This is a genomic window from Streptomyces sp. NPDC044064, from assembly GCF_056434245.1.
This window is the reverse complement of record NZ_JBWKFN010000063.1, coordinates 1-12,461: the sequence shown is the minus strand read 5'-3', so window position 1 is coordinate 12,461 and position 12,461 is coordinate 1. Positions and strand designations below refer to the sequence as shown.

Genomic DNA, 12,461 nt, shown 5'->3' with positions numbered 1-12,461 from the left:
CCCCCCCCCCCCCCCCCCCCCCCCCCCCCCCCCCCCCCCCCCCCCCCCCCCCCCCCCCCCCCCCCCCCCCCCCCCCCCCCCCCCCCCCCCCCCCAAGGCCGTACGCCCCGCCCTCGCCCTGCTGTCGGCCCAGGCGGTCGGCGCGCGGCCCGAGACCGCACTGCCCGGCGCGGTCGCCGTCGAACTGGTGCACAACTTCTCCCTGCTGCACGACGACCTGATGGACGGTGACGAGGAGCGCCGCCACCGCCGTACCGTCTGGTCGCTGTGGGGCGCCTCCAGCGCGATCCTCACCGGGGACGCGCTGCTGGCCCTCGCCCAGGAGGTGCTGCTCGACTGCGGGCTGCCCACCGCGGCACCCGCGGCCGGACTCCTCGCCCGCACCACGCGCCGGCTGATCCACGGCCAGGTCCAGGACATGGCCTTCGAACAGCGCCGGCACGTGACGGTCGAGGAGTGTCTGGAGATGGCCGGCGGCAAGACCGGTGCGCTGCTGGCGGCGAGCGCTGCCATCGGTGCCCTGCTGGCCGGGGCGCCACAGCCCGCCGTGGACGCCCTCGCGCTCTACGGTGAGCAGGTCGGCCTCGCCTTCCAGCTCACCGACGACGTCCTCGGCATCTGGGGCGACCCGGCCACCACCGGCAAGTCCGTCCACTCCGATCTGCGCGCCCGCAAGAAGTCCCTCCCGGTCGCCTACGCGCTCGACCAGGGCGGCACCCTCGGCGTCGAACTGGCCGCGTGGCTGGCCGCGCCCGGCGACCCCGGCCCGGCGGAACTGCGCCGCGCCGCCGACCTGATCGAGGCCGCGGGCGGCCGCGCCTGGGCCCAGGCCGAGGCGGCCCGCCGGATGGCGCTGGGCGAGGCGGCGCTGCGCGGCGCCGGTCTGGACGCCGGCACCTGTGAGGAGCTGCTCGCGATCGGGCGGTTCATCGTCCGCCGCGAGGTGTGAGAACTCCGGCCGGACCAGTCCCCGTAAGAGATCTGTCAGCAGTGCCGAGGACCGTGAGGGACACGGGCCGAGGCCCCGCCGCCACCCCCGAGGGCGACGGTGCCGGCAGGCAGGCCCCCGGCTCCGCGGGCAGCGTCGCCCCGGAGCCTCCCTCCGGCCGTGGGCAGCGTGGCCCGCGGTCTCCCCCCACCCGTCCGCATCCGCCGCCGGGCGGCGCCGCCCGGTCGTCCTCCCGAGGGACATGACCCGCCGCCCCACGCCACCGCCGTTTCCCCCCAGCGCCCCATCACGGAGATCACCATGCCGCAGGACATCGACTTCCGAATACCGCTGCCAGGCCGGCAGAGCCCCGACCACCGCCGCGCCGAGGCCGACCAGCTGGAGTGGCCGCGTTCCCTGGGCCTCATCACCACCGAGGCCGCTGCCGCACGCCATCTGCGCGGCGCCTACGCCGACCTGGCCTCGCGCTTCTACCCGCACACCACCGGCGCCGACCTCGACCTGGGCGTCGACCTGATGTCGTGGTTCTTCCTCTTCGACGACCTCTTCGACGGACCGCGCGGCGAGGACCCGGAGGAGACCCGCAGCCTCACCGACGCGGTCGCGGCCGCCCTCGACGGCCCGCTGTCCGCCACCGCACCGCCCATCGCACACGGTTTCGCCGACATCTGGCACCGCAGCTGCGCGGGCATGTCCGCCTCCTGGCGCGCACGCAGCGCACGGCACTGGCGCAACTACTTCACCGGATACGTCGACGAGGCCCTCAGCCGCTTCCACGACACCCCCTACGACAGCGCCGCCCAGTACCTGGCCGTGCGTCGGCAGACCATCGGCGTCCAGCCCACCGTGGACATGGCCGAGGCAGCCGGGCGCTTCGAGGTGCCCCAGCGGGTCTTCGACAGCGCGGTGCTCTCCGCGATGCTGCAGATCGCCATCGACGTCAACCTGATGTTCAACGACATCGCCTCACTGGAGAAGGAGGAGGCCCGGGGCGAGCGGAACAACCTGGTCTTCATCCTGCAGCGGGAGCACGGCTGGCCGAAGGGCCGCAGCATCGCCCATCTCCAGGACGAGGTGCACGCCCGCCTCTCCCAGTACCTCCTGCTGGAGAGCTGCCTGTCCAAGGTGTGCGACATCTACGAACTCGACGCCGCCGAGCGCGAGGCCGTGGAGCGGTACCGCACCGACGCCGTGCGCACGGTGATCCGCGGCTCCTACGACTGGCACCGCTCCTCGGGCCGCTACGACGCCGAGTTCGCGGTGGCCGCCAGCGTCCAGGGCTACCTCGAAGAACTCGGCAGCAGCCGCTAGGGGCTTCGCCCCAGACCCCCGACCACCCACCCGATGTGAGGTTGCGATGTCCCAGCAGACCTACACCGCCGGAACGGCCCCCGGGGCGGTCCCGGTCGTCGGCCACGCCCTGCAGATGATGCGCCAGCCCGTACGCTTCATGTCGTCGCTGTCCGCCCACGGCGACCTGGTGAAGATCAAGATCGGTCCGACCTCCGCCTACGTTCCCTGCCACCCCGGACTCCTGCGCGATGTGCTGACCAACGACCGCACCTACGACAAGGGCGGCGTCTTCTACGACCGGGCCCGTGACATCGCCGGAAACGGCCTGGTCACCTGCCCGTTCAAGGACCACCGCCGACAGCGCCGGCTGATGCAGTCGGCCTTCCAGCGCTCCCAGCTCAAGCGCTACGCCACCGCCATGCACGCCGAGATCGAGGCCACCACCGGCCGCTGGCACGACGGCATGGTCGTCGACGCCTTCCCGGAGCTGTACGGCATGGCCCTGCGCACGGTGGCCCGCACCCTGTACTCCACGCCTGTCAGCAAGGAACTCGCCGACGGCGTGGAGCGCGCCTTCGACACCGTGCTCAACGGGCTGTTCCGGCAGATGTTCCTGCCCCGCTTCCTGCGCCGCCTGCCCACCCCGGCCAACCGCCGCTACCGCCGCAACCTGGACTACCTGCACACGACCACCCAGCAGCTCATCGACGACTACCGCCGCGACGACGCCGAACACGACGACCTGCTCTCCGCCCTGCTCGCCTCGCGCGACGAGGACGGCGGCCGGCTGGACGACACCGAGATCCACGACCAGGTCATCACCGTCATGGCGGCCGGCACCGAGACCGTCGCCGGCACCCTCACCTGGATCTTCCACCTGCTCTCCCAGCACCCGGACATCGAGGCCGCGCTGTACGAGGAGATCGACACCGTCCTCGGCGGCCGGACACCGCAGTGGGACGACCTGCCGAACCTCTCGCTGACCGACCGGATCATCAGCGAGACCCTCCGACTGCACCCGCCGGCCTGGCTGTTCACCCGGCTCACCGCCGCCGACACCGAACTGGCGGGCCGGCAGCTGCCGAAGGGGACCACCATCGTCTTCAGCCCCGCCGCGGTGGCGCTGAACGAGGAGGCCTACCCCGACGAGCACCGCTTCGACCCCGACCGCTGGCTGCCCGACCGGGTCAACCCGCTCGCCCGGCAGGCGTTCATGCCGTTCGGCACCGGCGCCCGCAAGTGCATCGGCGACCTGTACGCCCGCACCGAGGCCACCCTCGGACTCGCCACCATCCTCGGCAAGTGGCGGATCACCTGCGAGCCCGACGCCGACGTCCGGCCGGTCCCGCTGGCCACCGTCTACCACCCCCGCAGGCTGCGGCTGCGGATCAGCACCCGCGCCGAGCGCCCCACGGCCGGTGCGGTCCCCTCGCCCCGCCTCGGCGGGGGTGACGCCACGTGAGCGGAACCGGGAAGGTCGAGCTGGCCCGGCCGCGCGGCTTCTGCGCCGGTGTACGACGGGCGATCGGCATCGTGGAGCGAGCCCTGGACCTGCACGGCGCACCGGTGTACGTGCGCAAGGAGATCGTGCACAACCACTACGTCGTCTCCGAACTGGAGAAGCGCGGCGCGGTCTTCGTGGACAGCGAGGAGGACGTCCCGCACGGCGCCCTGTGCGTCTTCTCCGCGCACGGCGTTTCCCCGGCGGTCCGGGCCGGCGCGGACCGCCGCCGACTGGAGGTCATCGACGCCACCTGCCCGCTGGTGGCCAAGGTGCACCAGGAGGCCCTGCGCTTCGCCCGCGACGGCCGCACCGTCCTGCTGGTCGGCCACGCCGGCCACGAGGAGGTCGACGGCGTCCTCGGTGAGGCACCCGAACGCACCGTCGTGGTCGGGACGGTGGAAGACGTGGCGAGGCTCGACCTGCCGGACGACACCCCGGTGGCCTTCCTCACGCAGACCACCCTGTCCTTCGACGAGACCGCCAAGGTGGTCGAGGCGCTCCGCGCGCGGTTCCTGGACATCGTCGCCCCCGGCGGCGACGACATCTGCTATGCAAGCCAGAACCGGCAGAACGCCGTCAAGGACCTGGCACGCCGTCACGACCTGGTCCTCGTCGTGGGATCCGGCAACTCCAGCAACTCCCTGCGGATGGTCGAGGTGGCCCGCGAACACGGCTGCCGGGCCCACCTCGTCCCCGACCGGGACCACTTCCAGGAGGCCTGGCTGGACGGCGTGGCGAGCATCGGCGTCAGCTCCGGGGCCAGCGCGCCCGAGGTGCTCGTCCGCGGGCTCCTCGCCCTGCTGACCGAACTCGGCCACGACGACGTGGAGTTGCAGCAGGCGATGCCCGAGGACGTGGTCTTCGCCCTGCCGGCCCGGCTGGCCGACCCGGTCACCGGCCGGATCCCGCGCACCCCGCTGGCCGACGAGGCACAGGTGGGATGAACCGATGGACACAGCAGAGGAGACCCGCGTGACGACGAAGACACGCGCGCCGGAGACCAGCACCGGGAAGAGCATCGTCGAGGAGCTGGACAGCCCCGAGGATCTGCGGGCCATGTCCGTGCAGCAGGTTCACCGGCTCGTACCGGAGATCCGGCGGCTGCTGGTGGACACGGTCACCCGCACCGGCGGACACCTCGGCCCCAACCTCGGGGTCGTCGAACTGTCCGTCGCCCTGCACCGCGTGTTCGAGTCCCCCCGCGACCGCATCCTGTGGGACACCGGCCACCAGTCCTACGTCCACAAGATCCTGACCGGCCGGGCCGGCGCACTCGGCTCGCTCCGGCAGCGCGGAGGACTGTCCGGGTACCCGTGCCGGGCCGAGTCCCCGCACGACGTCATCGAGAACTCGCACGCCTCCACCGTGCTGTCCTGGGCGGCCGGCACGGCCCGAGCGTACGGGCTGCGCGGGGACACGGACCGCGCCGTGGTGGCCGTCCTCGGGGACGGGGCGCTCACCGGGGGCATGGCCTGGGAGGCACTGAACAACATCGCGACCGCCCCCGGCCACCCGGTGATCGTGGTGCTCAACGACAACACACGTTCCTACAGCCCCACCACCGGCGGCATCGCCGAGCACCTGACCGCGCTGCGCACCGAGACCACCCCCGAGTGCCTGTTCGAGACCCTGGGCCTCGGCTACCTCGGGCCCGTGGACGGGCACGACATCACGGCCGTGGAGGCGGCCCTGCGCCGGGCGCGGGAACTCGGCCGGTCCGTCGTCGTGCACTGCGTCACCGAGAAGGGCCGCGGCCACGCCCCGGCCGAACAGGACGAGGCGGACCGGCAGCACGCCGTACGTCCGCTGCGCTCCGGCCGGCCCAGCGATGACGGTTCGCCCTCCTGGACCGCCGTGTTCGGCCGGGAACTGGCCGAACTCGGCGCACAGCGGCCGGACCTGGTGGCCGTCACCGCGGCCATGCTCCACCCGACCGGCCTGACCGAGTTCGCCGCCCGCCACCCGGAGCGCACCCTCGACGTGGGCATCGCCGAACAGCACGCGGTCACCGCCGCCGCGGGCCTGGCCCTGGGCGGGATGCACCCGGTGGTGGCGATCTACGCCACCTTCCTCAACCGCGCCTTCGACCAGCTACTCATGGACGCGGCCCTGCACCGCGCCCCGGTCACCCTGGTACTGGACCGGGCGGGCGTCACCGGCGACGACGGCCCCTCGCACAACGGCATGTGGGACCTGTCGCTGCTGAACCTCGTACCCGGGCTGCGGCTCGCGGCGCCCCGCGACGCAGCCACCCTGCGCCGCGCCCTGCGCGAGGCCGTCGCCGTCCACGACGGCCCGACCGCCCTGCGCTTCCCCAAGGGCACGACGGGCGAGGACATACCCGCCGTCCGTGCCGTCGGCGGGGTCGACGTGCTCCGGCGGGGGGAGCACGCGGACCTGCTTCTCGTCTCAGTCGGTGCGATGGCCGGCACCTGCCTCGAGGCCGCCGCGCTGCTCGCCCGGGAGGGCGTCGGCGTCACCGTCGTCGACCCGCGCTGGATCAAGCCGGTGCCACCGGCCCTGGTCGAACTGAGCCTCGGGCACCGGCTGGTCGCCACGGTCGAGGACAACGGCCGGGCCGGCGGAGCCGGGTCCGCGGTCGCCCAGGCGCTGAGCGACGCGGGAGCGCCCGCCCCGGTGCGGGTCTTCGGCCTGCCCCAGCGGTTCCTCGCCCACGGCTCCCGCTCCGAGATCCTCGAGTCCGCCGGACTCACCGCTCCTCGTGTCGCCGACGATCTGGCGGCGGCACTGACGTACAGCCGCGCCGCCGTGCGCCGCACCCACCGCGCCGTACCCCACCCAGCCGTACCCCCACACTGAGGAGAAACGTGCCATGTCCGTCTCGCTCGGGGTGCCCACCGTGCCGTTGCGCCTCGCCCCACGCCGCGTCAGCCGGCAGATCAGGGTCGGCTCCGTCGCCGTCGGCGGCGACGCGCCCGTCTCGGTCCAGTCCATGACCACGACCCCGACCGCCGACGTCGGGGCCACCCTCCAGCAGATCGCCGAGCTGACCGCGGCCGGCTGCCAGATCGTCCGGGTCGCCTGCCCCTCGCAGGACGACGCGGACGCGCTGCCGGCCATCGCCCGCAAGTCCCCGATCCCCGTCGTCGCCGACATCCACTTCCAGCCCCGCTACGTCTTCGCCGCCATCGACGCCGGATGCGCGGGGGTCCGCGTCAACCCGGGCAACATCCGGCAGTTCGACGACAAGGTCGCGGAGATCGCCCGGGCCGCGGGGGACGCGGGCGTCCCGATCCGGATCGGGGTGAACGCGGGCTCCCTCGACCGGCGCCTGCTCGCCAAGTACGGCAGGGCCACCCCGCAGGCACTGGTGGAGTCCGCGCTGTGGGAGTGCTCGCTGTTCGAGGAGCACGGATTCCGGGACCTCAAGATCTCCGTCAAGCACAACGACCCGGTGGTCATGGTCAGTGCCTACCGGCTGCTCGCCGAGCAGTGCGACTACCCGCTCCACCTGGGTGTCACCGAGGCCGGCCCCGCCTTCCAGGGCACGATCAAGTCGGCGGTGGCCTTCGGCGCGCTGCTGGGCGAGGGCATCGGCGACACCATCCGCGTGTCGCTGTCGGCCCCGCCCGCCGAGGAGGCCAAAGTGGGCATCCAGATCCTGGAGTCGCTGAACCTGCGGCAGCGCCGGCTGGAGATCGTGTCCTGCCCGTCCTGCGGCCGTGCCCAGGTCGACGTCTACAGGCTCGCCGACGAGGTGACCGCCGGGCTGGAGGGCATGGAGGTGCCGCTGCGCGTCGCCGTCATGGGCTGTGTGGTCAACGGCCCGGGCGAGGCCCGCGAGGCCGACCTCGGTGTCGCCTCCGGCAACGGCAAGGGGCAGATCTTCGTCAAGGGAGAGGTTATCCGGACCGTGCCCGAATCGAAGATCGTGGAGACCCTCATCGACGAGGCACTCAAGCTCGCCGAGCAGATGGAGAGGGAGAAGGAGCTTCCATGACCTACGTGATCGCCCAGCCCTGCGTCGACGTCAAGGACAAGGCCTGCATCGAGGAGTGCCCCGTCGACTGCATCTACGAAGGACAGCGCGCCCTGTACATCCACCCCGACGAGTGCGTGGACTGCGGAGCCTGCGAGCCGGTCTGCCCCGTGGAGGCGATCTTCTACGAGGACGACACGCCCGCGGAGTGGGCGCAGTACAAGGCGGCGAACGCCGAGTTCTTCGACGACCTCGGCTCGCCCGGGGGCGCCGCGGCCCACGGGCTGATCGACCGTGACCACCCAGTCGTCACCGGGCAGCCGGTCCGCACGGCCTGAGACGCTCCCGCCGCCGGGGTCACCGCCCCCGGCGGCATCAGGACCTGGGGGACAGGTCCTGGGCCACCCGGTGGCCGTTCTCCAGCTCCGCCGTGCCCGTGCCCTGAGCCAGGACGTCCAGCGCGGCCAGGACACGGCGGCCGAGGGCACCGGGCAGGTACTCGGGGATCTCCTCACGGGCCACCAGACGCCAGGACAGCAGCTCCTCCTCCTGCAGCCGGATGGCCTTGAACTCGGTCTCGGGCAGCACACCCCCGTCGTACAGGTAGGCCACCAGCGGCGGCCTGCCGGTGCCGTGCACCCAGTCGACGGCCAGCATCCGGCCGAGTTCCCGGTCCAGGCCGATCTCCTCGAGCGTTTCGCGGCGCGCCCCCTGGCGGGGCGTCTCGCCGTCGTCCGACTCGATCGTGCCGCCCGGAAGGGCCCAGCCCTCACGGTAGTTGGGTTCGACGAGCAGTACGCGCCCCTCGTAGTCCCGGAAGAGCGCGGCGGCACCGGCCAGCACGCGGGGGAGGCTCGCGATGTATGTGGCGAAATCACTAGTCGTGGTCACGCAGGAAGGGTAACCAGGCAGCGCACGGCTACGGCGGAGGCGACGCCAGGCGCAGGGTGCGCTCGGCCAGCGCACTGATCCGTACCCCGTCGAAACCGAACACCGCGCTTCGCACCGTGTCCTCCAGCGGGTCCTTCCACTGGTCCGGGACGGCCGCCGCGCCCGTGCGCACCCCGGCCACCGAACCGGCCGTGGCCCCGTTGGAGTCGGTGTCCAGGCCGCCGCGCACGGTGAGGGCGATGGTCCGGGTGAAGTCGCCGTCGCCGTACAGCAGCCCGGCCGTGAGGACGGCCGCGTTCGGGACCGTGTGGATCCAGCCGAGGCCGGCGGTCTCCGCGGACACCGTGGCCAGCGTCTCCTCCCAGGGCAGCCGGGTCTCGTGCAGGGACACGACCCGGCGCACGGTCCGGGCCAGCCGGCTGCTCGCCGGGATCACGGCCAGCGCGGCCTCCAGCGCCTGCCGCATCCCCGGCGCGGTGAACGCCGCCGAGATCAGCGCGGCCGCGAACATCGCGCCGTAGACGCCGTTGCCGGTGTGCGAGAGCACCGCGTCCCGGCGGGCCAGCGCGGCGGCGCGGGGCGGGTCGCCCGGGCAGGTCCAGCCGTAGACGTCGGCACGGATCAGCGCGCCGATCCACTCCTGGTACGGGTTGTCGTACGTCGCCGTCAGCGGCGGCTTCAGACCGTTCGCGAGGTTGCGGTACGCCGCCCGCTCCGCGGTGAAGGTCTGCAGGTACGGCAGCCTGAGCAGCCACAGGTCGCCGACCTGTTCGGTGCTGAAGTCGAACCCGTGGGTCTCCAGCAGGTGCAGGCCGAGGACGGCGTAGTCGACGTCGTCGTCGCGGCAGCTGCCGTGGACACGGCCGCGCACGCACTGGCGCCACTCGGGGCGCAGCACGGCGCCGTCGGCCGCGTCGGCGGGCTCGGGCAGGTAGTCGGTGAGCGGCAGGGCGGCGGCCTTCCGCAGATAGCGGTCGATGCGCTCGCGGGTCCACACCTCGCCCTGTTCGACCGGCTTGCCGAGCATGTTGCCCGCGATCCGGCCGAGCCAGCCCCCGTGGATGCGGTCGGCGAGGTCCGGTCCGGTGCCCTGATTGCTCATGGCTGGGGTCTACCCGTTTTCCCGGCCGGGTCCCAGGCGCTGCCCAGGGTTCGGTCGGGGCATGACGACGGGGGTGTCCTCCGGTTAAGGTCGCAGCGGCGCGACTGGCCCTGACGTGCGCGGGGCCCGGAGAGCAAGGGGAAAGCAAGGTGGCGGACGCTGCAGTGAACGAGACCCGCAGGGTGCTCATCGCCGCGGACAAGTTCAAGGGCTCGCTGACGGCCGTGCAGGTCGCCGAGCGGGTGACGGCCGGGCTGCGCCGGGTCGTGCCCGGCCTCGACGTCGAGGCGCTGCCCGTGGCCGACGGTGGCGACGGAACCGTGGACGCGGCGGTCGCGGCCGGCTTCGAGCGCCGGGAGATCCGGGTGGCCGGGCCGCTCGGCCAGGAGGTGACGGCCGCGTTCGCGCTGCGCGGCGACACCGCGGTGGTGGAGATGGCCGAGGCGAGCGGCCTGCAGCGGCTGCCGGCCGGTGTCTTCGCGCCGCTGACCGCCTCCACGTACGGCTCGGGAGAGCTGCTGCGGGCCGCGCTGGACGCGGGCGCGCGGACGATCGTGTTCGGCGTCGGCGGGAGCGCCACGACGGACGGTGGCGCCGGGATGCTGTCGGCGCTGGGCGCCCGGTTCCTGGACGAGGACGGCGAGCCGGTCCCGCCGGGCGGCGGCGGTCTCGCCGAGCTGGCACGCGCGGACCTGTCCGGTATCGACCCGCGCCTGTCCGCAGTGGAGCTGGTCCTCGCCAGCGACGTCGACAACCCGCTGACCGGACCGAAGGGCGCGCCCGCGGTGTACGGGCCGCAGAAGGGCGCCTCGCCGGACGACGTGGCGTCCCTGGACGCGGCCCTCGCCCACTTCGCCGAGGTCCTGGAGACGGCCGTGGGGCCGCGCGCCGCCGAGCACGCGGCGGCAGCGGGCGCCGGTGCGGCCGGCGGCATCGGCTACGGCGCCCTCCTCCTGGGTGCCCGCTTCCGCCCCGGCATCGAGGTCATGCTGGACGTGCTCGGTTTCGCTCCGGCGCTGGACCGGGCCGGCCTGGTGATCACCGGCGAGGGTTCGCTGGACGAGCAGACCCTGCACGGGAAGGCGCCGGCGGGGGTCGCCGCGGCGGCCCGGGCGGCCGGCAAGGACGTCGTGGCGGTGTGCGGTCGGCTAGCCCTGCCGGAGGAGGCGCTGCACCGGGCCGGGATCGGCCGGGCGTACCCGCTGACGTCCGTGGAGCCGGACGTGGCGAAGTGCATCGCGGACGCCGGGCCGATCCTGGAGCGGGTCGCGGAGCGGATCGGCCAGGACTTCCTGCTCTGAGCCGTCGCCGCACGGCCGGTCCTACTGCAGTTCGGTCAGCTCCCCGTCCACGTCCCGGTAGTAGCTGCCGCTCGTGCGGCCCCACACCTGCTGGTGGTCCAGCCACTGCTTCGTGATCTGGTGCAGGGTCTTCGCGGGGCGCTCCCAGACCATGGAGTGTCCCGCGCCCGCCAGCTGGAACATCAGCTTGTCCGGCCCCGCGACGGCCTTGTAGAGGGCCGGGACGGAGAAGCGCAGGACCGGCGGCACCGGGAGGGTCTCCGGGGTGTTGGCCGTCCTGTCCAGCTCGCCGTGGACGAGGGCGACGGGCACCTGGTTGCCGAGCACGCCGTTGTACGCCGCGGTCTGGTTGTTCCAGCCCCACCAGAACGAGTTCCGGAACCGGTGGACGCCCTCGTGCGTGCCGTCCGGCAGCAGGGGACCCCACTTGGCGCCGACGGGGTCGCTGTCCATCATGGCGGCCCACACGGTGTCATCGATGCCGGGCTCCCGCTGGAGCGGGCTGCCCGTCTCGCGGTCCCACGCCACCTTGAAGCCGGTCTTGCTGTTGACGTGCATCGGGAAGCCGAACATGGCCTGCGGCGGGTACACGGGCAGGTTCGTGACCCCTTTGGGGAGCCCGAACGGGTCGACGGGATTCTCCGACCACCGTCCCAGCGGTGCGAAGATCGGGGCGAGGAGGAACAGGCTCCTGACCTCCGCGGGGTGCAGGAGGGCGTACGGACCCATGAGCGGTCCCGCGGCGGACCAGCCGACGAAGTGGATCGGCTTGTTCATGCACCGTGACCTGACGAACCTGACGACGGTGGCCAGCTCCGACCATTCGCTCTGCGAGGTGCCGAACTCGTGCGGGTACGGGGGCGTCCCGCACGCGGCCGCGAGCGCGCCCAGCACGTCGTCCCGCTGGGCCGGGTTGGCGTTGCACGGGTCGTCCATCATCAGGCGTGGCGATTTCCCGTTGCCCTGTACGTCCATCATGTACACGTCGTAGTGGTCCCTGGCCAGCTGCTGGGCCCAGCTGTACCGGATGGCGTCGTCCCCGGGCACTCCGGGGAGCACGAGGTCGTATCCGGCGAGCACCGGGACGCTTCTGCCGTGGAGCATCAGCACCGGCTCGGGGTCGTGGCCCGGCTGGGTGCCGTTCCACTCCCGGACGAAGAGGTTCACCTGCTTGTTCGCGTTGGCCGGATTGTTCGACTTGTGCGTGACCGAGTGGTCCGTCTGCACGGGTCCGGGCATGGCCGTCCTCCCATCCGCATGGTGGGATTAATATCAGTAAATACCCCTGTTTCTACCGTCCCCCTACCCCTGAATCAGTGCAAATCGGCAGGAAACAGGGGTAGTTGACGGGGCAAAGGGGAGCCGGCCGCAGCCCTTGAACGCAAAACGGGTGTGGGGGGGGGGGGGGGGGGGGGGGGGGGGGGGGGGGGGTGTGGGGGGGGGGGGGGGGGGGGGGGGGGGGTGGTGGTGGCCGCCCGGAG

At 72.9% G+C, this 12,461-nt stretch carries 11 protein-coding genes; 8 read left to right on the top strand and 3 right to left on the bottom strand.

The window, feature by feature from the left end; translation table 11 throughout:
- From AC07DS_RS46035 to fdxA, 7 genes are all read left to right on the top strand, one after another.
- Positions 1-949, top strand: a 949-nt coding sequence (locus AC07DS_RS46035; RefSeq protein WP_479154702.1) for a polyprenyl synthetase family protein, incomplete at its 5' end; no start/stop codon positions are given.
- Between the two features lie 300 nt (positions 950-1,249).
- Positions 1,250-2,260 carry a pentalenene synthase gene (gene ptlA / locus AC07DS_RS46030; protein WP_479154701.1) on the top strand — a complete coding sequence of 337 codons (1,011 nt, stop codon included), beginning with the start codon at positions 1,250-1,252 and terminating at the stop codon, positions 2,258-2,260.
- A 46-nt stretch (positions 2,261-2,306) separates the two neighbouring features.
- Positions 2,307-3,704 carry a pentalenene oxygenase gene (gene ptlI, locus AC07DS_RS46025; RefSeq protein ID WP_479154700.1) on the top strand — a complete coding sequence of 466 codons (1,398 nt, stop codon included), beginning with the start codon at positions 2,307-2,309 and terminating at the stop codon, positions 3,702-3,704.
- The gene (ispH, locus tag AC07DS_RS46020) at positions 3,701-4,690 is read left to right on the top strand and encodes a 4-hydroxy-3-methylbut-2-enyl diphosphate reductase (RefSeq protein WP_479154699.1); all 990 of its coding nucleotides are present in this window, start codon (positions 3,701-3,703) and stop codon (positions 4,688-4,690) included. Before ptlI ends, ispH begins: the two co-directional genes overlap by 4 nt.
- Before the next feature lie 28 nt (positions 4,691-4,718).
- A complete protein-coding gene (locus AC07DS_RS46015) occupies positions 4,719-6,566 on the top strand; it encodes a 1-deoxy-D-xylulose-5-phosphate synthase (protein WP_479154698.1) in 1,848 nt (615 codons plus the stop codon).
- A 13-nt stretch (positions 6,567-6,579) separates the two neighbouring features.
- Entirely contained in the window at positions 6,580-7,707 is a 1,128-nt protein-coding gene (gene ispG / locus AC07DS_RS46010) for a flavodoxin-dependent (E)-4-hydroxy-3-methylbut-2-enyl-diphosphate synthase (RefSeq protein WP_479154697.1), read from the top strand.
- The gene (gene fdxA, locus AC07DS_RS46005) at positions 7,704-8,024 is read left to right on the top strand and encodes a ferredoxin (RefSeq protein WP_479154696.1); all 321 of its coding nucleotides are present in this window, start codon (positions 7,704-7,706) and stop codon (positions 8,022-8,024) included. Before ispG ends, fdxA begins: the two co-directional genes overlap by 4 nt.
- Positions 8,025-8,061: 37 nt before the next feature.
- On the opposite strand, the gene AC07DS_RS46000 is transcribed toward fdxA, so the two are convergent.
- Together AC07DS_RS46000 and AC07DS_RS45995 are read right to left on the bottom strand one after the other, a co-directional pair.
- Positions 8,062-8,577: an NUDIX domain-containing protein gene (locus AC07DS_RS46000; protein ID WP_479154695.1), complete on the bottom strand. Its 516-nt coding sequence runs from the start codon at positions 8,575-8,577 to the stop codon at positions 8,062-8,064.
- Between the two features lie 28 nt (positions 8,578-8,605).
- Positions 8,606-9,679: an ADP-ribosylglycohydrolase family protein gene (locus AC07DS_RS45995; RefSeq protein ID WP_479154694.1), complete on the bottom strand. Its 1,074-nt coding sequence runs from the start codon at positions 9,677-9,679 to the stop codon at positions 8,606-8,608.
- A 149-nt stretch (positions 9,680-9,828) separates the two neighbouring features.
- On the opposite strand from AC07DS_RS45995, the gene AC07DS_RS45990 reads away from it, so the two are divergent.
- Positions 9,829-10,980, top strand: a complete 1,152-nt coding sequence (locus AC07DS_RS45990; protein ID WP_479154693.1) for a glycerate kinase — start codon at positions 9,829-9,831, stop codon at positions 10,978-10,980.
- 21 nt (positions 10,981-11,001) lie between these two features.
- On the opposite strand, the gene AC07DS_RS45985 is transcribed toward AC07DS_RS45990, so the two are convergent.
- Positions 11,002-12,219 carry an alpha/beta fold hydrolase gene (locus AC07DS_RS45985; protein ID WP_479154692.1) on the bottom strand — a complete coding sequence of 406 codons (1,218 nt, stop codon included), beginning with the start codon at positions 12,217-12,219 and terminating at the stop codon, positions 11,002-11,004.
- Positions 12,220-12,461 lie beyond the last annotated feature (242 nt).

Coding starts and splice junctions, on each gene's coding strand:
- ptlA (WP_479154701.1), top strand. CDS start 1,250: ATGCCGCAGGACATCGACTTCCGAATACCGCTGCCAGGCCGGCAGAGC.
- ptlI (WP_479154700.1), top strand. CDS start 2,307: ATGTCCCAGCAGACCTACACCGCCGGAACGGCCCCCGGGGCGGTCCCG.
- ispG (WP_479154697.1), top strand. CDS start 6,580: ATGTCCGTCTCGCTCGGGGTGCCCACCGTGCCGTTGCGCCTCGCCCCA.
- fdxA (WP_479154696.1), top strand. CDS start 7,704: ATGACCTACGTGATCGCCCAGCCCTGCGTCGACGTCAAGGACAAGGCC.
- AC07DS_RS45995 (WP_479154694.1), bottom strand. CDS start 9,679: ATGAGCAATCAGGGCACCGGACCGGACCTCGCCGACCGCATCCACGGG.
- AC07DS_RS45985 (WP_479154692.1), bottom strand. CDS start 12,219: ATGCCCGGACCCGTGCAGACGGACCACTCGGTCACGCACAAGTCGAAC.